22 protein-coding genes are annotated in these 19,738 nt (G+C 29.4%); 10 read left to right on the top strand and 12 right to left on the bottom strand.

Translation table 4 applies throughout. From position 1 onward, the window contains the following. The first annotated feature begins 89 nt into the window (after positions 1–89). The 6 genes from EXC42_RS05655 to EXC42_RS00300 all read left to right on the top strand — a co-directional run bounded on the left by EXC42_RS05655 (position 90) and on the right by EXC42_RS00300 (position 6,539). Positions 90–812, top strand: a complete 723-nt coding sequence (locus EXC42_RS05655) for a hypothetical protein (RefSeq protein ID WP_012497981.1) — start codon at positions 90–92, stop codon at positions 810–812. Between the two features lie 66 nt (positions 813–878). Next, on the top strand, positions 879–1,589 hold the full coding sequence (locus EXC42_RS05660) for a hypothetical protein (protein WP_012497982.1): 711 nt from the start codon (positions 879–881) through the stop codon (positions 1,587–1,589). A gap of 22 nt (positions 1,590–1,611) precedes the next feature. Further along, entirely contained in the window at positions 1,612–2,331 is a 720-nt protein-coding gene (locus EXC42_RS05665) for a hypothetical protein (protein ID WP_012497983.1), read from the top strand. 222 nt (positions 2,332–2,553) lie between these two features. Continuing rightward, positions 2,554–3,519 (top strand): ZIP family metal transporter, encoded by a 966-nt coding sequence (locus tag EXC42_RS05670; RefSeq protein WP_012497984.1) that lies wholly within the window; start codon positions 2,554–2,556, stop codon positions 3,517–3,519. Between the two features lie 23 nt (positions 3,520–3,542). Further along, positions 3,543–6,086, top strand: coding sequence for an OppA family ABC transporter substrate-binding lipoprotein (locus tag EXC42_RS05675; RefSeq protein WP_012497985.1), 2,544 nt, complete (start codon positions 3,543–3,545; stop codon positions 6,084–6,086). Positions 6,087–6,098: 12 nt separating this feature from the next. After that, positions 6,099–6,539 (top strand): hypothetical protein, encoded by a 441-nt coding sequence (locus EXC42_RS00300; protein ID WP_012497986.1) that lies wholly within the window; start codon positions 6,099–6,101, stop codon positions 6,537–6,539. A gap of 44 nt (positions 6,540–6,583) precedes the next feature. Here EXC42_RS00300 and EXC42_RS05680 read toward each other — a convergent pair whose 3' ends face one another. Both EXC42_RS05680 and uvrB read right to left on the bottom strand, forming a co-directional pair. Next, on the bottom strand, positions 6,584–7,996 hold the full coding sequence (locus EXC42_RS05680) for an endonuclease/exonuclease/phosphatase family protein (protein WP_049752925.1): 1,413 nt from the start codon (positions 7,994–7,996) through the stop codon (positions 6,584–6,586). Positions 7,997–8,063: 67 nt separating this feature from the next. Continuing rightward, on the bottom strand, positions 8,064–10,046 hold the full coding sequence (uvrB, locus tag EXC42_RS00310; protein WP_012497988.1) for an excinuclease ABC subunit UvrB: 1,983 nt from the start codon (positions 10,044–10,046) through the stop codon (positions 8,064–8,066). Positions 10,047–10,151: 105 nt separating this feature from the next. Here uvrB and EXC42_RS05685 point away from each other — a divergent pair, with 105 nt between their 5' ends. Then, positions 10,152–10,892: a DNA alkylation repair protein gene (locus EXC42_RS05685; RefSeq protein WP_012497989.1), complete on the top strand. Its 741-nt coding sequence runs from the start codon at positions 10,152–10,154 to the stop codon at positions 10,890–10,892. A gap of 55 nt (positions 10,893–10,947) precedes the next feature. Then, the gene (locus EXC42_RS00320; RefSeq protein ID WP_012497990.1) at positions 10,948–11,757 is read left to right on the top strand and encodes a leucine-rich repeat domain-containing protein; all 810 of its coding nucleotides are present in this window, start codon (positions 10,948–10,950) and stop codon (positions 11,755–11,757) included. A gap of 90 nt (positions 11,758–11,847) precedes the next feature. Here the strand turns inward: EXC42_RS00320 and EXC42_RS05690 are convergent, their stop codons facing one another. From EXC42_RS05690 to trmB, 7 genes are all read right to left on the bottom strand, one after another. Next, complete coding sequence (locus EXC42_RS05690) at positions 11,848–12,228, bottom strand: virulence-associated protein D (RefSeq protein ID WP_012497991.1); 381 nt, start codon at positions 12,226–12,228, stop codon at positions 11,848–11,850. A gap of 345 nt (positions 12,229–12,573) precedes the next feature. Beyond that, the gene (locus EXC42_RS05695; protein ID WP_012497992.1) at positions 12,574–12,855 is read right to left on the bottom strand and encodes a cupin domain-containing protein; all 282 of its coding nucleotides are present in this window, start codon (positions 12,853–12,855) and stop codon (positions 12,574–12,576) included. A 13-nt stretch (positions 12,856–12,868) separates the two neighbouring features. Further along, complete coding sequence (locus EXC42_RS00335; RefSeq protein ID WP_012497993.1) at positions 12,869–13,195, bottom strand: carboxymuconolactone decarboxylase family protein; 327 nt, start codon at positions 13,193–13,195, stop codon at positions 12,869–12,871. Positions 13,196–13,372: 177 nt separating this feature from the next. Further along, complete coding sequence (locus EXC42_RS00340; RefSeq protein WP_012497994.1) at positions 13,373–14,221, bottom strand: hypothetical protein; 849 nt, start codon at positions 14,219–14,221, stop codon at positions 13,373–13,375. Positions 14,222–14,422: 201 nt separating this feature from the next. Next, positions 14,423–14,986, bottom strand: coding sequence for an arginine deiminase family protein (locus tag EXC42_RS00345; protein WP_232032084.1), 564 nt, complete (start codon positions 14,984–14,986; stop codon positions 14,423–14,425). A 62-nt stretch (positions 14,987–15,048) separates the two neighbouring features. Then, positions 15,049–15,216, bottom strand: a complete 168-nt coding sequence (locus EXC42_RS03250) for a hypothetical protein (protein ID WP_232032085.1) — start codon at positions 15,214–15,216, stop codon at positions 15,049–15,051. 212 nt (positions 15,217–15,428) lie between these two features. Next, positions 15,429–16,043, bottom strand: coding sequence for a tRNA (guanosine(46)-N7)-methyltransferase TrmB (trmB, locus tag EXC42_RS00350; RefSeq protein WP_012497995.1), 615 nt, complete (start codon positions 16,041–16,043; stop codon positions 15,429–15,431). Between the two features lie 152 nt (positions 16,044–16,195). On the opposite strand from trmB, the gene EXC42_RS05700 reads away from it, so the two are divergent. After that, positions 16,196–16,831 carry a DUF402 domain-containing protein gene (locus EXC42_RS05700; RefSeq protein WP_012497996.1) on the top strand — a complete coding sequence of 212 codons (636 nt, stop codon included), beginning with the start codon at positions 16,196–16,198 and terminating at the stop codon, positions 16,829–16,831. A 120-nt stretch (positions 16,832–16,951) separates the two neighbouring features. Here the strand turns inward: EXC42_RS05700 and nusG are convergent, their stop codons facing one another. Genes nusG through rpmG form a run of 3 tightly spaced genes read right to left on the bottom strand, consistent with a single transcriptional unit; the run spans position 16,952 to position 17,948 of the window. Then, entirely contained in the window at positions 16,952–17,545 is a 594-nt protein-coding gene (gene nusG / locus EXC42_RS05705) for a transcription termination/antitermination protein NusG (protein WP_012497997.1), read from the bottom strand. Positions 17,546–17,562: 17 nt separating this feature from the next. Beyond that, positions 17,563–17,802 (bottom strand): preprotein translocase subunit SecE, encoded by a 240-nt coding sequence (locus EXC42_RS05710; RefSeq protein ID WP_012497998.1) that lies wholly within the window; start codon positions 17,800–17,802, stop codon positions 17,563–17,565. Next, positions 17,802–17,948 carry a 50S ribosomal protein L33 gene (gene rpmG, locus EXC42_RS00370; RefSeq protein WP_012497999.1) on the bottom strand — a complete coding sequence of 49 codons (147 nt, stop codon included), beginning with the start codon at positions 17,946–17,948 and terminating at the stop codon, positions 17,802–17,804. Before rpmG ends, EXC42_RS05710 begins: the two co-directional genes overlap by 1 nt. Positions 17,949–18,021: 73 nt before the next feature. On the opposite strand from rpmG, the gene EXC42_RS05715 reads away from it, so the two are divergent. After that, positions 18,022–19,731, top strand: coding sequence for a hypothetical protein (locus EXC42_RS05715; protein WP_041914082.1), 1,710 nt, complete (start codon positions 18,022–18,024; stop codon positions 19,729–19,731). The last annotated feature ends 7 nt before the right edge of the window (positions 19,732–19,738 follow it).

Genomic DNA, 19,738 nt, shown 5'->3' on the forward strand with positions numbered 1-19,738 from the left:
AAAATTGTTTTTCCAATTTCAAATATCACTTTTAGTTAAGAGGAAATTTATAATGCGTGATGATAAAATATAATTGTTAGGGTTCTTAGATGAAAACGATACACATTTTAATTATTACTTTTTCAGGAATTTTATTTTTGCTTTTTATTCTAGCAATAATTTTAAGAAATGTCTTTTTTAAGAAAACGCTTTTTGTTACCCTTGATGCAGTAAAAAAACTAGAAGAACAAAAACTTAAAATAGATGTCAAGTTCTATAGCTGAGTTTATAAAAAAACTCTTATTATTTATTTACCTATCGCGATATCGTGATTTTTATGTTTAACTCCAACAATTATCACTATGGTTATTTCATTAGATTTAAGAAATCCTCTGTTTTGAATAGCAGTATTATTAATCATTGTTTTTGGTTTTGTAACAACATTTAGTTTTTTTAAATTGTTAAAAATTGACCAACATGTAAATTCAGTTGAAACAGTTAAAAGATCTTGAAAAAATAATAAAAGTAGTTTTTTTGAAAATGAAGTAGACGATCAAGCAAAATACGAAGAATTCACTAGTAAGCTTACAAGTAGCTTATCTTTAGATTTTATTGATCACAAAAATGCAGTAATTAAAAATTACAACTTTGAAAAAATAAAATTGTATTGTATGACAAAGCAAAACTTCAGCGCGAACAATTTAAATTATTTGCTATTTATTGACCCCGAATTTGTGCTTTTAAATAACCAAAAATTAGATTTTAAATTGCTTTCATATCTAAGAATTTATTTATTCCAAAAGATCAATAATTCCGCACCATTTTTCTCTTAACATTTTTAAAAGCATATGCTAATTCATTTACAAAATTGAAATCTCTTACTAATTACAGGATAAATTATGATTATATTTTTCTTAGCAACACCCTTTGGAGCCATTTCTTACATTGCATTTCTTATCATCTTTTATAAAAGACTTCATTATCTTAAATTTACGCAAGAAACGTTGCAATTTCTTCAAGATAAAAAAATGAAAATTAACATTAATTTCAAAAAAATGTTTTCTAATAATAGAAATATTTTCATAATATGTTTGACAATTTTGATTTTGCAAATTGCATTATCCACGTGAGGGGCTATTTCTGCACCAAAATTAGGGTATGACACTGGAGGCATGATTGCGGTGATAGTTTTTTCTCTTTTGCTTATCTATCCAAACACACTAATATTATTAGTGTCATTTATCAAAAATAAATCAACATACAAACAGTACAAAAAATATATTTCTACAACTAAAGAAGATTGAGAAAATTATTTTTTGCCTCTTAATGAAATAAACTCTGAAAGCGAAGATAATCAACTAGTTTGCAAATATACTAATAATGAATTGAAGATTTATAAGTGGTGATCGCCAAAAATATGACCCGAAAAACTTCCAAGTCTAACTAAGCTTAAGAATAAAATAAGCACTATTAAAGAATTAGAAAAAGAAGAATTCATAAGTAATTTATTATTTTCTATGCCAAGAATGATCGGCCCTAAAAGAGATAGCTTATTTACTAGGGAACAAATAAGTTACTTATATCATTTAATGTGCAATAGTGTAAAGTAAAATTAATAAGGAGGTTTTATCCATGACAAAAATTTACATACTCATCGGCATTCTAATAGCCATGGTAATTTTTTGCATCATTCAAGCAATAGTTCTACAGCATGTAATATTTAAAAAAACTATTTTTATTTCTTTGGCTGCTATGAAACTGATAGAAGAAGATGAGCTAAGAATTAATCGCAAATTCTATAAATGGGTGTTTAATCAAAACGCCGCAAAATATATGACAATAGCAGTGCCGTGAGTTTTATTTGGCTTAGCGTTTTTTATCACTTTGTTATTCATTGAAGATACTAATAAGAGTAGATTTTTCCCATTAGGCTTATTAGGACTATTTTTCTTACCAATCATGTTGCTAATTACGACGCCTTTTACAAAAGTATCAAGACATTTCAGTTCGTATCGAATTATGAAAAGTGTAGAAAATGGTAAAGTTGACTTTTTTAAAAACGACATTGAAAATCAAGAAGAATATGATGATTTTGTCAAAAAGCTTGCAAATGGATTTTTATTAGATTATTTTGATCAAAAAAATAAAGTGGTCAAAAGTTACAATTTCGAAAAAATAAAATCATATTGTCTAAGAAAACAAAAATTTAACTCAAAAAAATTAAATTACTTATTGTTTGCTGATCCAAAATTTTTAGGTTTAAATGGCGAAAAAATTACACTTAAAGAACTTTCATACTTGCGTATTTACTTATTTAAGGAAATAAACAATTCCGCACCATTTTTCGTTTAATTTTATTAACTCTTTATATTATTAAGGACTTTAATAAAAAATCCTATTATCTAACCAAAAGACAATGGTAAAGAAAATAACCGATTTGGTATAAAACTAGACAAAAGGTTATTTTTTTTTATGAAATTATGGCCTTTTTGCAATTTTTATTATAATTGAACTATATATTTATTGCAATTTATCCGAATATTTTGACAAAAGAAATAGTAGTAAAGGTTAATTATGTTTTTTAACACCTCAACTTTCAACAATAATGTTGAATTAACAATTTTGGTTAATTTGTTAATTTACATTGCTATCTTGTTAGGCATTCCTATGCTATTTTTAAGTTTTCTTTCACTTTTTAAATTGCATCCTACTAATAAAAAAACCATTTATTTGTATGCGTTTTCAACTGGAATGTTTTTAATGATCGGAGCTGCGGGCTTTATTAAAGAAGGTTGAGTTTTGCTAGAGCAATGATTCCACAAAAAAGATGGCGGACTACTTTTAACTAAAGGTATTGTTGCCCTTGAGCAAAGCTTTATTGCTATGATAGTGGGATATAGCGCGATGATTGGTCTTGCGATTGTTATTATTGGAAGGTATGTTTTTATTAGAACTGCTAAAGTAGATTTTCACAAAAAACATAGTGATCATGGTCACTCAGAACATATTACTTCTTTTAGGGATATTGACAACCCCAAGGCTGCTTGATCGGCAATTTTAATGCTCCTAAGCCATCGAATTATTGATGGGCTTGTGCTCGGGATTACTATTTATCAAGTAACTATCAATGGCGTAAATAAAGCCAATATTCCTTTGATTGTTACTTTCAATATCCACATTCTTCTAGAAATCATTATTGTTTATTATCGCCAAATGCAATATGGCGAAAAACGTACCAAAGCAATCTTGTTTAACTTTATTACTTTACTTTTAATTATTCCGATTATGTTTTTTGGAGCTTTTTTAGGGAAATTTCTTGATCGCATTGGTTGATTAATTCCTTCATTAGAAATAATGGGTGGTACAATTGTGATTTTTATGTCAATAATTGAACTGGTTCCCGAATTCATTCACTACCGGAATGAAAAGGTTAAAACAATTTATGGTACTTTGGCAACTATTGCCTTAGCTATGGTTTTTACCCTAGTCCTACTAAGCTTTCATACTCATACTAGTCCACCTAAAATTGAATTTGGTTAAAACAAAAAAATTAAGGAGCTAAAATGAAAAAGAATTTGAAATTAAAAAAAGCTATCTTTTTTCTTTCATTAAGTAGTCTTTTAAGCTTGCCTCTTATTTCATTGGCATGCGTAAAAAATGATTTTAATGCCGCGCACGATAACTACATATCGTGAAAAAATGCAGCAAATAAAAATGTTGATTTTTCATATTCATATCCTAATGGTTATGATGAAACTGTTAAAAATATTGATTTATTAACCGGCTCAAAAGCTTTGCGCATTGGCTCACAAAAACAACCTAAAATTGATTTCCGTGATAGCATTGCGTTGCAGCCAACGGAACTTTATTATAAATTTGAATATGCCAAAGCTATAAGTTTGTTATCAGATTCCGGAAATCATCAGTTTACTACCGACACGATTAAAAAAACCATTTATCAAGATACACCAGAATCCCAACAAGATTCAGAGTATTTTTACCCTAAAAAAGATAAAGGAAATGGTTTTAATAAACCGTATTTATTCGTTCCTTCAGGAAAAAGCAATTCAATTAATAGCCCCGAGTTTAAAAAACAACTAAAAGAAGGAGCAAGAAGATTAAGCCTTTCTTTTAAATCAAGTAACTATCCATATAAAAACTACTGAATCAATAGCAAAGGCTATGATTTTGATAAAAAATACGAAGTTACTTACAAAGATTTTCTTTTTGGACTTTTAAAAGTTGCTATGCAAAACAAGGAATTTCGCGATAAATATATTGAAACACACAACTTAGATGTGGCAAAAGAATTAGAAAGAAAACATTATTCTAAAGATAATCCTTATTTTAATGGCATCGATTTTTTCGCTTGATTAGAAAACTTTGGAGTTGACGCTAATCGTTTGTTAGATTTTAGTCTAAAAGATGATGCTTATGACTCAATTGACTTTCACTCATTAAGTAATCAAGATATTAATTTTGAAGAATTTTTCCACAACCTTTTTATTTATTCTAATTATTTTAATGCCTTGCCACTTGAATATATTAAAGACAAGTACGGACCAGATGTTTTTAGTGGCAAAAATGCTTTAAGTTGATTTTATGATTATGGTAGAAATCATGAAACTCGTTTGTACTCTTCTTATTACTATGTGACTAAAAATGATGCCAATGAAACAAAACTTTATCGCAACGTTCAATATCAAAGTCCTAGTGGTAATTGACATAGCAGCAAACATCTAAATGAAATTGTTTATCGCTATAATCCAATTCCAATTGGCAACGAAACTTTTCAACAACAAATGTACAATGCCTTTAGACAAAACATTGTCTCAGAGTTGAATGTTGACCAACTTTCGAGCGATGCTAAAGATGAAATTTTTAAAAACTATCAAAAATACAATTTGAGTTACAATCAAACCTTTGAAAAATACCGTCCACATAACAGCGTTTCGTTAAATCATTTTCCCAAATCAGCATCGCCATATTTTAATGATTCTTTTAGCAAACTATATTATGGGGTTTCATTAGAAGAGCTTTCGCAAGAAAGCTTAAAAGCTTCAAGTTTAATTAGTGCAAAAAGTTTAATTTTCAAAAGTCTTTTAAACAATGTCATTAACCCATATGCGTTAAGTCAAAGCGTCAATGATTCTGATGTTTGAATGTCGCAAGCTCCTAGTGATGCTACTATTAATGCCACAAATAGTGAAACAAGCAACTATAGAACTTTAAAAGATGCTCATGCCAACATTAATAAACAGATTTTGTTAGAAAATGAAAATTCACTAAATAAAGCCAATGTGACAACTCAACATGATAATAAAAAACATAATCTTGATCCTCAAGCTTTAACTTCGCTGGATTTGCAAATGCGCTCTATTGATTTTGAATATATTAAAAAAACCTTGGGCAAAATGATTGACGATTTCTATCAAGCTAATTCTAATGCGCCATTAATCAAATGAACGATTCCAATTGTAGGCTTTACACTAACTAAAAGGCAAAATGAAATCGTAAATAAGATTAAGCAAACTTTCAAAAGCATTCATAGCAAACTAGACCCCGATGTTGTAGTGGTGGATAATTACGACAAATATCAAGAGTATTTTCTAAGAAATAAAAGCATCTACCAAGACAAATCCTTCATTTTAGAAAATTCTAATAGTTCGGACTTTGTACGCAAATCTTTAGTCGCTAATAATTTTGAGCTACTACTAATTATTAAGAAGTTGCATACGCAAAATCTTTTGACAAACGCTTTTCCAGAGCTTAACAAACTAGCTAACGACATTTTTACTCAGCCTGACATTAATAGCCAAATTCTTAGTGATATTACATTAAATGACTTTTATAACAACACCCTAAAAAATCATCTTGATCAAAAAAAATTAAACGATCGTATTAACTTACAACTTAATAAATTAAGTATTACTGAAATTGTTAATCTAATTAACGAAATTAATAATTTCACTGCTTATACAATCTCATTTCAAAATGCTATTTCACTAGCTAATTTTAGTAAAATGTTATATCAAAAGTTTTTAATAAAACCAATTTCCTATGATGGACTTGAATATTTACAAGACATCTTAGTTGATGAAAAATAGAAAGGAAAGATAATGAAAAAAAGATTACTTTTAATTAGTTCCATGTCAACTGCCGCAGTAACTTTATCATTGCTATCAGTTTCATGCGTGAAGCTAATTCCTGAATTTAAACCAGAAATTTTAAATTCATCACAACTTCAAACTATTCGTGAAAGTTTTGTTTTTAAAAGGACAGAAGAAGGCAAAAAACTTTCAATCAAAGAACTACACCAAATTATGAAAAAAGCTCGTCAAGCAAGCGAAAATCCTATTGAATTTAAAAATAACAAAGAACTTAGAAAATATATTATTTTAGACTTTGTCGATGTAAATAGCATTGCTGACGGCCACACTATGAAAATCTTCGATCCTGAATATGATCCAGCCACCGACAGCATCAAATTTAGAGTACTAATAGGCTGCGACACTGAGCCTAGAGAATTAGATGAGGATTTTTGATTAGACAAAAGTTAAAATCGATACCAAAGTTAGGCATCGATTTTTTTATATTTTTTTAATTATTCAAATTCAACTTCACTATATATAGGCGCGTGATCAGATACTAGTTTTCTTATTTCACTAGTTTCAATTTTTCCATTATGTAATTCTTTGAAAAGATTTGTAAATTCATCATCTTTACTCAAGTCTCATAGTTTATAGATGCCATGATTTGAAGTCTTAAATTTGGTTTTTGTGAACATTTTATCATATGGTTGTGAGTAGTTGCCGGCCTTTATTCCTAATGATGTTGCAAACTCAAGGTTATCTTTAAAAGCGGATTGATATTTTTTGAATAATTCTTCACCAAAAGCAAATTTTTCTTTGCCCGCTTTGATGTTGGTGTCTCCGCTAAAGAAGATATCTTCGTTTTCGCCATCAATTTCGTCAAAATGATCAAGTACATTTGCAAGTTGTCTAGCTTCTGCTAGCTCTTGATTGCCGACTCCACTAGTTGTTCCTTCACCTTTGCTTCCGCCAGGGCTATCAAAATGGTCGAAAACAAATGTAAAATCTTCTTTTTTCCCTTTTAATCATTGGAATTTAACACCATATGGTGGTCGTACATACTCGGCTTTGTTATGTTTTTTAATAAATTCTGAATTGAATTTTTCTATATAACTATAGCCTATTTCTTTTTTATTATTCTTAGTCTTTTCAAATGGAATAGTTTTAATTTTTTGGCTATTATAAATTACTCCGACATGTTCAGCTTGCAAATTGCCAGCATATGAGCCTTTAAGTTTTTTTGATGCAACATAAGAATATGTGCCACTGCCGGCTAGTTTATTCAATTGAGCAACGACTTCTTTAACGGCTTCTTCGCTAAATACTTCCGTTAGGCCAACGACATCATAGTCAATTTTTTTAATTAAAGCGGCAATGGCAGCAATTTTTTTATCATTTTTGTCGCTTAATTTAAGAACATTCCAATGTCCTCATTTCATTTTTTGTTTTCCATTTGACTTTTTATTAAGGCCATCTTTAGACTTTTCATCATTTTGGGTTTTTGGGTTCTTTTCTTTAGACTTACGTCCGGGTTTTTCCTTTGGTTTTTCTTGCGGTTTCAAGTTTTCCAAGATAGACTCATACTTTAACTTAATTATTTTGACATCCGAACTATAAGGATATCTTCTGTCTTTATATCTAAGACGGAATTTAACATTAATTTCTTTATTTTCACGATCCACTCAAAGATCTAAAATTTCTAACTCAGTTCCTTCGGGTAGAATGCTGTCAATTAGCTCTTCTAATTTATTGCTATTAATTTGTTTTTGTTTAAGCAAAATGGCCGCTTGATTAGCCTTGGCATTTAAATCTTGATAAGATTTAGATTCATTATTTGGAATGCAACTAATTGTAAATAATGGGAGTGTAATTATTGGTGTAGCTACTAATAAACTAACTTTTAACGATTTCATCTTATTTTTCATATCAATAATTTTATTATTGCTTAATTAAAAAACGCCTTTTTCAAAGCGTTAAAAGGCGTTTTAACAATTATTTATCCAATTCTATGCCAATTTCTATTAGATAATCACGAATCTCAATTGCTTCTTCAAATTTGTTGGCTTTAGCTAATTGAGTCATCTTGCGAACCATTTGATCAATGAATTTTTTATTATGTTTCATTTGGCTAAGGTCTTTTTCACCATAGTATTTTGAATGATCTTCACTAAGAATGCCATTTTGAATTGGCGGAGCAATCGGTTTTACAATTGTTTTTGGAATGATATTATGTTTTTCGTTATATTCGCTTTGAATTTTCCTTTTAAATAAATTATCTTCAATGCATTCACGCATGCTACTTGTTATTTCATTGGCATAAAAAATAACTTTACCATGGTCATTTCGCGCCGCTCTACCAACAATTTGGATTAAGCTTCTAGTGTCACGCATTAGTCCAGTGCTATCGGCGTTTAAAACGCAAATCAAACTAACTTCTGGTAAGTCAATTCCTTCTTTAAGCAAATTAATTCCAACAACGACATCGAACTTGCCCATTCTAAGCCCTTTTAGAATTTCGTTACGTTCAAAAATCTTAAAACGATCGTGAATATAAGCACTTTTGATTTTCTTTTCTTGCAAGAATAAAGACAGCTCTTCAGCATTTTTCTTGGTAGTAGTTAGAATCAAGGTTCGTTCTTTTTTTGCTATTTGCTCTTTAAGATGGTCATAAATATCTTCAATTTGATTGTCGCGACTGTGGATTTCAATAATAGGATCTAGCAAACCAGTTGGCCGAATATACTGAGTAACAATCTCGCCATGGGTTAAATCAAGTTCATAGTCGCCAGGAGTGGCGGAAATGTAGATTTTAGGAAATTTGAATTCGGCAAACTCTTCAAAACGTAATGGACGATTATCAAGGGCAGATGGTAGTCTAAAACCATATTCAACTAAACTAAGTTTTCTGGCACGATCACCATTATGCATACCATGCAATTGGGGAATCATTAAGTGACTTTCATCAATAAAAATAACACTATCATCTGGTAAGTAGTCAAACAAAGTATAAGGGCGTTGTCCTGGAGCTCTGCCATCTAGATATCTAGAGTAGTTTTCAATTCCCGAAGTGTAACCAAACTCTAGTAGTGAATCAAGATCGTTCAAAGTACGATCCTTAATTCTTTGCGCTTCAAGAAGCTTATCGTGCGATTTAAAGTATTCAATCCGCTCAGAAAGCTCTTGTTTAATTAGATCTACAGTATTTTGAATGGTATTCTCATGCACGGTATAAGTAGTGGCCGGGAAAAGCGTCATATTTTTTCTTGACCCTTCAACATTTTTCGAAAGAGGATCAATTAAAGTAATAGCTTCAATTTCATTACCAAACATATCAATTCGAATATTAGTATCACTAACATATCCGGGACAAATTTCAATGCTGTCACCTTTAACATCAAATTGTCCTTTATTTAGTTCCATGCGGTTTCTTTCGTATCCAATTTGCGAAAGTTTTAGTAGCAAACTCTTTCGATCGATTTGCATACCCACTTCAATGGGAAAAAAGTTTTGGCGATAGTGCTTAGGATTGCTTTCACCATAAATAGCTGCAACTGAGGCAACAACAATAGTGTCTTTTCTAATACTTAAGGCATTGATAGCTGACATTCGCATCGCTTCTAATTCCTTATTGTTTTTACTAGTTTTTTCAATATAAAGATCGCTCTTAGGAATGTAGGCTTCAGGTTTATAAAAATCAAAATACGAAACAAAGTATTCAACACGGTTATCTGGAAATAGCGCTTTTAGCTCACTATATAGTTGACTTGCCAAAGTTTTGTTGTGGCTAATGATTAAAGAAGGACGATTTAGTTGTGCAATAACATTAGCAATAGTAAATGTTTTACCCGAACCGGTTACTCCCAAAAGGACTTGATGTTCTTTTTTTTCATCAATGCCATCTACTAGTGCTTTGATTGCTTCTGGTTGATCGCCCGAAGGAGCAAATGGACTATGTAATACAAATTTTTCTTCCATAACTTCCTTAATTTTACTATTAATCAACTTAGTTATTCAAAAAGTTATTAGCGATTTAATATTCTTTAAAATTTACTAAAAAAAAGTCTGATGGAGTTTCGTTAAATGAGCACAAATAAAATAAATAATTTTGATCTTGAGCCATTTTTAAGTGTGTCTTCGGACGATGATCTTTATAAGTTATTAAGCAAATTTCAAGATCTAAATTATCAAAATTTCACCGCAAAGCTAGTACCAAATATTGACAAGAATACTATTATTGGAATTCGCTTTCCACTCCTTAAAAAAATTGCGAAAGTTTTTTCTAAAAATCACTATTCTAAGACTTTTATGAATAACTTGCCGCATCAATATTTCGAATTTAATATTTTGCATGCATATTTGTTAGATTTGGATGATGATGTTGATTTATTCTTCTTAAATGTTGATAAATTTTTGCCTTACATTGATAATTGAGCTGTATGCGATATTTATTCATTTCCGATAATAAAGAAATTTCCGAAAAAAACCTATGATAATGTTAAAAATTGAATTCATTCATCACATATTTACACACAAAGATTTGCCATAGGGATTTTACTAAGATATTTTTTAGATGCTGAATTATTTTTGCCTGAAATGTTGGATTTAGTGGCAGCAATTAAAAGCGAGGAATATTACTTGAACATGATGATTGCTTGATATTTTTCCGTCGCTCTGGTTAAACAATACGATTTAGCGATTTGTTTGTTAAAAGAAAAACGCTTTAGTAAATGAGTTCATAATAAAACAATTCAAAAAGCTATTGAAAGTTTTAGAGTGTCTCTAGAAACAAAAGCCTATTTAAAAACCTTGAAAATAAAATAGCTATCAAAAAGCTTCCCAAATTAAAAAATGCCCTTCTTATGTTAAAATTGTACTTATGAAAAAAATCAAAAATAAATTATTACTAGGAGCCGCTTTATTTTCAGTGCCAATCGGTTTGGCAGCCACCACTTATTCATGTGCTTGCCAAGGCGAACAAGCAAATTCCTTTGCTGCTGATTTTTTTAGAAAAGAAGCTAACCTATACAATAAAGCGACTAAAACTTTAGATCTTTCAAAACTTCATTTAACCCATATTCCAGCTGGTTCATTTTCAAAACTAGCCATTTCTGGCATTATTGCTGGTGCTAAAAAATCTAACGGAGCTTTTAAAACAGATTTAGAAAAAATCGCTGATCTTGAAAAAATTATTTTACCTTCGTCTCTTGAATATATTGGTAAAGGCGCTTTTGAAAGTTTGGGAATAAAAGAAGTAACGTTTGCTGCTGCAAGCCAACCACTAGTGATTGATGAAAGAGCATTTTATGATAATATGCTAACTTCACTTACTTTACCTAAAAATACCACCAATCTTAAAAAACAAGCATTTGCTGCTAATAGAATAAGCAATATTAGTTTGAATGATGAGTTAAAAGAAATTGCTGATGGCGCCCTTTCTGACAATTCTTTAAGTAGCATTGACCTTAAAAAAGTAACAACTCTGGGGCATGGCGCTTTGGCTGGCAATAAATTTAATGCCATCACTTTGCCCGCTACCTTAAGCAAGGCTCCAATTGATTTTATTGATGATTTAATTGATCCTGAAAAAGCCAATAAAGTTTCAGTAACAGTATTAAACGAAACTTTGAAAAAAGAACTTATTGAAAAATTAAAAGCTGATCCTAAACATAACATTACTATTAATTAATAAAGCCCAAATAAATTAAAAAAGTGAGTCCCCCAAGATTGAAGGATGCTCACTTTTTTAATTTATATCATTATAAGATAAATTTGCTTATTAAAACATTCAGTTTTTACCCTTACTATTTTTGGTTTTACCAAGTTCAATATCGTCTTCTTCTTCCTCTTCTTCAATTTGGGTCATGACACGACTTGATTTAATATACTCAGTAAAATTAGACATATCCTCCATTTTAAAGACATGAAAACTACCAAGCGATTTGACAAATCAAGGGATTTCTTTTAAGTGCTTTACTGCTTGAAAGATTTGCACTAAATTATTAATCGATCTTGAGAAATAAAAACTGTTAGAAAGTCAATGGAAGCCATAATGACGCAAGATGTCACGGATTTCTTCATAAGCATCATGATGATTTTTCTCCATTCCATATTCTTTTTTTAAAACTTCTTTGCTAAGATAAAAAACTAGTCCATACATCTGTTTTACCTCGTTTTATATTGATTATTTATTAGAAAATCAAAGTATTTAACTTATGAATTATAACACATAAATTCAAATAAACACTTATCGCAGACTTAGCAAAAGTTTAAAAGATAATTAGCATTTTTATTTTTTATACAAGCTTTAATTTAAATTTTGAGCAAACTATTGTTAGCAGTGTTGTTAATCTTTTAAGTGATTGTAAAATTCATCAGAAACTTTTTCACATCATTCGTTATATGTGTCGATGCTAGTAACCGCAATTGCAATATGAGAAAATCAACTATCTTTTTTAGCGCCATGTCAATGCTTTGTTCCGGCGGGAACAACAATAACACTTCCTTATTTTAGCTCTTGAACTTCTTTGCCTTCGACTTGATGTCATCATTCGTCAGCGGTACAAATAAGGATTTGCCCGCCACCTTTTTTGGCGTGGTGAATATGTCAATTATTACGACAACCCGTTGCAAAAGTCACATTAAACATGGATAGATTAGTACTTTGACTGTCTATTGGCGGTTTTAAAAAACTACTACCATTGAAATACTGAGCAAAATCATTGTTAGGTAATCTCAATCCAAACATATTGGCGGCATCAAAGTCTCTTTTATTTTGATATTTCATAAATCCTTCTACATTAATTTTCTTTTTCAAAAACTTCTTTTGTAATCTTAAATGCTGAGCAAGCTTTAGGTCAGCCAACATAAAAAGCCAAATGCGTAATAATTTCACTAATTTCTTCTTTAGTTATACCATTTTCTTGTCCGATCTTTAAATGTGCAACTAGTTGTTCAAAATTGCCTACGGATATTAAAGCAGAAATAGTAATCATGCTCCGATCTTTTGGGATAAGTTCTTTTTTGCGTGATCAAACTTGACCAAATAAAACATCATCATTAAGTTCTGCAAATTTTGGTGCAAATCCGTCAAGCAAATCACGACCTGCGGTTTGTTTCTTTGCCACTTATAATGTCTATTCTTTTCTAATTTATAAAAGCAAAAAATAAAATTAATCTTATAAGTATCATTTATAACTCATCTTTGATTTTTTACATAAATAGTTAAAAAGTAGATTTAAAAAAATAGGCGTTTTCTGATGTGCCTATTTTTTGCATGTTAATTATTTTATTAAAATGATTTTTTATTCTTTTTTGTCTAAATCAATTCCTTGGCGTTCAACGCTAATTCTTAAAAGCGTTAAAGCAAAAGCATAAATTGATTGAATCGATCTTTCTTCCTTTGCGGTTTCAATATCATTTTTAATGCTATTTTGTGAATTTACAACAATAGTTTCAAGTTCTTTTTTCTTTGATGCATCATCAGTTTTTGAAATTTTTTCTTTTATTTCCTCTATTAATTTTTCGTATTCATTTTTAGCGTTTTCACTAACGGGTTGTTTATGTTTTTTAAATAATTCAAGTTGTGCTTTGTAAATTTTAAGTTGCGCGCTTTTTTCATCTAAGGAAAGTTCGTTGTTGGTTAAAATTTCATTAATAGCTTTTTCTAAATAATCAGAATCTTCTTTGTAATGTTCTTTAAGTTCGCTAGTTTCAAATTCTTTTAAAATTTCTTTATATTCATCAATAATCTCTTGACCATTCTCTGTTAATTTAAGCAGCTCATCTTCTTTAAAATTTTCAATTGTTTTAGTTACTTTTATTGTTTTGTTTGTTTCTTTATTTTTAATAATTAGCGTAACTAGTAAGGAAGTTGATCTAGCTTTAAGTTCGATAATTTCAACCTCATATTTTTCTTTATCATAATTTCCATCAATTTGGATGTCTTCTTTTTTCACATTTTTAGAAATTCTATCCGTTTTGTCACTCACATCAAGTTCAATTTTATTAGCAATTTCTTGTAGGTTTTGATCTCTAGGCATCAAGTCGGGAGTATTGGGATTCGTGTTATTTGTACATGAAGCCGCAATAGTTGTGATTGGCAAAATTGTAATTGAAGGTATAATCATAAATAATAATTTTTTGAGTTTCATATCTCTATTCCTTTTACTTTGACTAAATTTTGAAACAATTATATATTGAATCTAAAAAAACTTAGAAATAATGGTTTGATTGTGAATTTCACTAGCAATTAGGTATTAAAGATTTTTTATCCCGCAATTAATTTTGTTATTTTTGGCTTTTCATTTATTGAATAATGAAAAACTTTTTAGTAAGAATAGTTTTAATTTTTTTTAAAATCTTAATGATAAACAACTTAGACCACCATCAAGTTTTTTAAATTCTGAGGTATCACAAGTAATTACATTGTAGATACCTAATGCTTTAATTTTTGCTAAAAGCTTTGGATAGCCTTCGGGTACGATTACATTTTCATTAACTCAAATGCAATTTGCAGCGTAACCCTCGTCTTTAGTAACGACGATTTTGTTAAAATCATTAAAGATTGGGTAGTCAATAAATTCACCAGAAATTAGTAAGTTATTATGTTCTAGATAGTTAACACCGGTTTTCAGATGTAGCATTTCTGTCATTGGAACTGGAATGCATTTTTTATTAACTTTAGCTAGAATATTAAAGAATTGTCTAATTCCTTCACTATTAGTACGATCTGACATACCAACAAAATAAATGTCACCAACCATCATAACGTCTCCACCGTCTAAGGTACCAGGAGCAATAATTTTAAAGATTTTACTATCATCAAAAAAGCGTTTTAGATAAGGTAGCATCTCATCTTTTTCGCCATTTCTTGATGCTGCACCTGGATTAGTTAGAATAGCGATTTCACCAGGCACAATTACTGCTGTGTCTTCAACAAAACACGAGTCAGGGTAAGCTTCATTTTTAGGAGCAATTGTTACATTGGTTCCACATTTTTTAAAGCTTCAATGTAAGCTTCGTGTTGTTTTAAGGCTAGTTCATAGTTGGGTTTTCCTAGTTCAGGAGCCGAAGTGATTCCATTTACCATTGAAGCGGCTGGAATTTTAACAATCGTGTTTTTGAACTTATTTTTTAAATTTTCCATTTTTTTATCACACCTTTTCATCTTATTTTTTAGATACAAAAAAATTTATACCGTACCTTTAAGGTACTCCTTTTTTTTATTATTTTTAAACTTTATTAATAAGAAAAAAATGGCTAAAGATTATTCGCCTTATAAAGGATGATGGCAAGCATAGAAATCGCGATTTTAAGATATAATTTTATTGTCGATAAACAAAATGATTAATTCTAGGATTAATTTTTTTTAAAATTAAAAGCAATAAAATTAATGTTTTTACCCAGTTCATAAAACTTCTTTTCATAATCAGTAAAATAGTTTTCAATTTGGTAATCACAATTGTGTAAATCATTAGTTTGATAGATGATATTAGCTCCAAATGCCGCTAGTTCTTCTAAAGCAAATTGGTATAGTCCGTCGTTGTCACTTTTAAAATAAATAATGCCATCATCTAATAAAAGTTTTTGATATATTTCTAAAAATTTTCGATAAACTAATCTTCTTTTAAAATGACGTTTTTTAGGTCAAGGATCGCTAAAAGTTAGTCAAATAGTTTGACATTTACCATTAAAAATAGTGCTAAGTTCCGAAGCATCTGCTACCACTACTAAAATGTTTTTTAATTCGCTAGTTTCAAATTTTTTAATTGCCGAATAAGCCGGTGTTGAATATTTTTCAATTCCAATGTATTGTTTAGTGGGATTAGCCTTGGCAAGCTCACAGATCATTTTGCCTTTTCCCATGCCAATTTCTAATACAGTGTCTTTAGTTAAGATATGAGGCAATTTTTTAAGAGAATAAGGACTATTTTTTATAAAATCTAAAGCATTCTTGTTATATCGTAAGCGCATAGTAAGTATTTTATTCTATAAAAACTAAAAAAGCAATTTTTAACTTTATATAATTAATAGCAAGTATTCAACAATAGTTGTACTTTACTGATTTTGCCTAGAAAAATAATTCAAAAATTTCATACATTACATGAGGTGAGTAATAAACAACCATGACGAACAACAAAAACGAAGAGCCAATTATTAAGAGCTTTTATGATCTTCTAAATGACGAAGAAAAAGAAAAACAACCAGTTAATACCCCAAGAACCGGCCGCCACTTATTTGATATTGGCGAAATTATTAATATTCAAGCTTTTAAATATGATGGCACTTTGTATCGTCAATATGAGGGTGCCAAAGTTATTGCTAACTTGAACGACTTCGTGGTGCTATTACTAATTAAAACCAAAGTATCAGAAGAAAATATGAATTGAATTGTTTCGGATCCAACGCTATTTTTCTTTGCCAAAAATAAGTTTTATAATGCAAATATTACCCTAAATCGTAATAAAGAAAATTACATCTATGTTAATTTGGCGAGCCCTTTTTATATTGATAATGGTACAGTTAAATATATTGATTTTGATGTTGATGTTAAAAGCTACGCCGCGCAAGAATTTAATGTTATTGATTGAAATGATTTTAAAGAGTCAATTAAAAAACTAAACTATCCTCTAGAACTAATTTATCGCATTTATGATGAATTAGACTATCTCTATGAACAATTTAAAAATAAAAACGGGGTTTTTTCAAGCAAATTAGTAGATGGCCTTGCTAAGATGCTACGTGAATCCGGTGATATTTAGTTCATTTTGCAAACTATTAATAATATTTGGCATTATCAAAAGCCTTTATTTCAACAATAAAAAACCAAAAGAGATTGCAACAAACCTCTTTTGGTTTTTTGAAAGAATATTGGATAAGTTTTAACCGCAAATTTCTAAATCGGCGTGATCAATTTCGGTAGGCACTTTTCTACCATATTGCTCAATATTGACAAAAGCTTTTTGGGTGATGTCATTATTTTTAACGATTTCGCCCATTTCTCCTTTGAAAATTCCGCTAGTGATTTTAACAATAACGCCTTCTTTGAAAACTGTTTCAATATCGCCTGCGGCAAATTTTTCAGCAAGAGCAATTTCTTTTTGTACCATTTTTTCAAAGTTACGAGTACTAATTGGAGTTGGTTTTGCTCCCTTACCACTTGAACCAATTAGCCCGGTTACATATTGGGTGTTTCTGACTAAGTATCAAGCTTCATCGGTCATAATCATATTAATAAAAATGTAACCTTTGTAAATATTTAAATATTTAACTTTATATTCTTCGCCTTTTGATTTTTTTTCAAGTTCTTTATTAGATAAGTGAGGCATTTTAAAGATTTTTATTTCTTTAAAACATTCATCCATATCTTGAGTTGAAATTTTATTTTTAAGTGATTCAACGACATTGTCTTCTTTGCCAGAAACAGTTGAAATCATATATCACTTAAAAGCTTTATCTTGGTTGTTCATGTTCATCCACGCTCCTAGCTAGTTTAAGATTTGATACCTACTAAATTTCAGAGTGAAGTAAATATAAACGTAATTAAAAACGCAAAAATTGCAAAGGCAGCCGTAAAAGCGATGGTGATCCCAAATCATCTTCAACTTTTAGCTGGACGTGATCATCTAATTCTTTTAATTTCTTTTACAAAATTTTTAGTTGTTGATTCTTTGACGGTGCTTTGATCAATTTCAGGCGATTCTTTGAATCCATTTTCTTTATCGTTATTCATTACTTTTCCTCCTTATGTAGGGTTTGCATGTTGCAATGTTTGCAAAACTTTTTAATTTCTAAACGATTAGTAACACTTTTATTAGTACTATAGTTCTTAGCAAGACAGACTTGACAGGCTAAAGTAATCTTTTTGGTGTTTTTCATGCTAGTAATTATAGTTTAATTTTGTTTTTTCTCTATTTAATCTTTGAATAAGATAAATATAATATTAAAGAACATGAGTAAAACTACGATTTTTCTAATTATGTTGCTTGTTATTGTGGTGATCTTAACATTCACTGCAATCTTTGTTTATTTTGGCAAAATATTTTTTAGTGCTACTCGCGAAAAGAGTAAAAAGATGATTGAAAAAATTCAGTCATGAGAAGAGAGCTTAGAAAAAATCATGGATCAATTTGAATCATTTGCCAAAAATTCTAAACAAGCAATGGAACTAGAAAATCAGCTAACTGCAAAAGTAAGCGCTTTTGAAGTTAGTGCCAAGCAACTACGAATTTCTACTAATAAAATTAACGGTATAATTAATGGTCATTTAAAAAAACATTATCTTTGTTTAAAATGTTACAAAAAAGTCAAGAAACAAAGCAAGCTTCTAACATTAGAATTTCAGAAACTTCAAAAACTATTTTTGGCAGTTGTTGAATTTAGTGAAGCGAATTCTCTTATTTTAAATAACTTTTTTGCTCGAGTGTCTAATTTGCAGGTTGTTTGAAAAAAACTTATTAATCAAGGTAAATCATTATATAAACAAAATTATTTAGACTTTTTTGAAAGTCGTCTTAATGCTTTAAATAATGAAATTAAAGAATCTTTTGATATCTTATTCAATATGACTTTTGAGGCTAAAAATAGTGAAATAAAATTACAAGAAACCCAAAATTTAGTTTATGAATATGGCTTAATTATTAGCCGAGCAATTAAATACTTTATTTTTGTTAATGAAACACTCCCCAATAAAATTAGAATCTTATTGCAAAATAAAGAACGCCAAAAAAATGTTATTTCATATGCTTTTTTGAATTTAGAGAAGTTAATTAATTTGCCTAAAATTTTAGAAAGAATCAAAGAAGTTCGTGATGAAATAATAAATGGCAATTTACTAGAAACCGAAACCAAAATAAGAAATGAGCTCCTGTCAATTAACAAAATAATCATTAGTTGAAATAATAAATTGACTATTGAAACTAAATGTGCTTATTTGCTTAATTTAAACGAACAAAAAATCATTGAAATTAAAAATCATTTTGTTAAGCAAACTACTTGGCTATTACACGAGCTTAAAAAAACTAACTATCGTTATAATAAGCAATCTAAAATAACAATTGTAGAAATTGAAAATTTTATGAACCAAGAACTTAAGACTTTTGATTATTACAATAATAAAGAAAAGTGGTTAAAACAAAATATTTCTTATACAGATATTGTTGATGAAATTAAATCATTAATTGTTAAAATTAAACAATACTGTCACTTTGAACTTGACTTAATAAATGAAATTAATGAGTATCAACTAAGCAAAGATTTTTTATCAGAAAATAGCCACCTAATGCAATCAAAAATATATGAAATATTAGCAAAATGTGCTGATAACAAAATTGTAATGGATGAGGCTGAAAAAAAAGCAACCAAAAATATTGACATTGAATTTGAAAATTTTCAAAATATGCTATTAGATAGTCAAAATTCGCTATTAACCTTAAGCAATCAATTCGATAGTTTATTGGATAAATATATTGATGTTATTGCAATGTTTGAAATCAAAATTAATACTTTTGAGCTTGCTAAAAAAATTATTAAATATCTTGCTGCTGAAGTTTCTTCTTCAGAAGATGTTAAAAATATTTATTTAAAAACTATGGGCTTATATAACGAAGGCAAATATGATGAAATACTAAAAATCACCCATAGTTTTGTTGTGGGGAATTAAGGAGAAA

The sequence above is a fragment of the Metamycoplasma arthritidis genome (assembly GCF_900660715.1).
In the GTDB taxonomy this organism is placed as follows: domain Bacteria; phylum Bacillota_I; class Bacilli_A; order Mycoplasmatales; family Metamycoplasmataceae; genus Metamycoplasma; species Metamycoplasma arthritidis.